This is a genomic window from Neisseria sp. P0001.S005 (assembly GCF_051963715.1).
The window spans coordinates 1-1710 of sequence record NZ_JBQCTZ010000382.1 but is presented as its reverse complement, the minus strand read 5'-3'; the positions used below and the strand labels follow the sequence as shown (position 1 = coordinate 1710).

The following is a 1710-nucleotide window of genomic DNA, read 5'->3' as shown; positions in this document are numbered from 1 at the left end:
GTCCAACGGAAAAACTTCGCCAAGTTCAGGCGCATACCGCCCTGATAAATCAGCGTACCGATGACAACCGCCACCAACAGACCCAACACCGCGCCTATCGGCATAGACCACGTCGGGCTTTGCTGGAACACGGCCAGCAGGAAAAACACACTCTCCAAACCTTCGCGCGCCACAGCCAAAAACGCCATGCCGACCAAGGCCCAACCCTGGCCGCTGCCGCGGTTTAAGGCCGACTGAACAGAATCCTGAAGATGCTGTTTCATCGAACGCGCGGCCTTCTTCATCCACAAAATCATGTACGTCAGCATCGCCACAGCCACCAGGCCGATGGCGCCGACCACCAATTCCTGTTCTTTTTGCGGAATCTCGCCGGTAGCGGAATGAATGCCGTAACCAATACCCAAACACATGACCGAAGCCAAAAACACGCCCAGCCAAACCTTCGGCATCAGCTCGCTGTGTCCCGACTGTTTCAAAAAACTGGCAACAATGCCGACGATCAGGGCGGCTTCGATGCCCTCGCGCAGCATAATCAATAAAGCAATCAGCATAAAAAACTCTAAAGTGAAATGTTCATTTGTTAACGCATTTATAACGCTTTATGCTTAATAACGCAAATTATTTTTATTTTTTAATAACCCCATATTTATTAAGATTTTTTAAAATAAAATAACGGACGTAATCAATAAAAACTAAAAGGCCGTCTGAATAAGGCCGTCTGAATTTTATTTTTTCAGACGGCCTTAATTTATCTAAGCAATTGTAAATAAATAATAAAAAAGTTCCATAGTATAAATTTCCCTATCAGTGATATTTTCAGAATTTATCAAATTTAAAAGGTTGATTTACAACAAAAATTAAAACCGCCTTATCTTTTATAGTTGGCATATTGCTGGTGCAATCAGCAATCCATGACATAACAAACGCATAACAAAGGAACCCTCCTATGCCACGTTTAAAACTCCACCAAATCGCTTTGGCTTTGGCCGTTTCTGCCGCGTTGACCGCCTGCGGCGAGAAAACGGCTCAAACAACCGAAACCCCTCAAGCGGCTTCTGCCGCGAGCGCTGCCGATGCTGCCGCAAGCACCGCCGCTGTTTCGGCCCCTCAAAATTCCGCCGATGTTTCTGCCGAAGACAAAGCCCTGTTGGAACGCGCGCAAACCGTGTTCAAACCTTTGCCTGATGCGGCCGAAATGCAAAAAATCCGTCCGTTTACCGAAGAGCAGGTCAAACTCGGCCAACAACTTTGGTACGAAACCCGCCTGTCCAAAGGCAACACCGTCAGCTGTAACTCCTGCCACAACTTGGCAACTGCTGGCGTAGACAACATGCCGACCAGCGCGGGCCACAAAAGCCAATTCGGCGCCCGTAACCCCCCGACTGCCCTGAATGCCGCCTTGTTGGGAAGCCAATTCTGGGACGGCCGTGCCGCCGATGTGGAAGAACAAGCCGGCGGCCCATTGCTCAACCCGGTTGAAATGGCCAACGCGACCGAAGCCGATGCCGCCGCCAAAATCGCCGGTATCCCTGAATACCAAGAAAAATTCAAAGCCGCATTCCCTGAAGACGGCGCGGTTTCCTTTAAAAACATCACCACTGCATTGGGCGCGTTTGAACGTACCCTGCTGACTCCGACCCGTTGGGACGACTACCTGAAAGGCAACGTATCTGCCCTGAGCGAACAAGAACGCAAAGGCGTACGCGCATT

At 49.8% G+C, this 1710-nt stretch carries 2 protein-coding genes; one reads left to right on the top strand and one right to left on the bottom strand.

Features of this window, described 5'->3' with window-relative positions; translation table 11 throughout:
• Positions 1 to 551, bottom strand: a 551-nt coding sequence (locus tag ACTHSP_RS20400; protein ID WP_440346810.1) for an FTR1 family iron permease, incomplete at its 3' end; no start/stop codon positions are given.
• Positions 552 to 946: 395 nt separating this feature from the next.
• Between ACTHSP_RS20400 and ACTHSP_RS20395 the strand changes: the two genes are divergently transcribed.
• On the top strand, positions 947 to 1710 hold a 764-nt coding region (locus ACTHSP_RS20395), incomplete at its 3' end, for a cytochrome-c peroxidase (protein ID WP_440346809.1).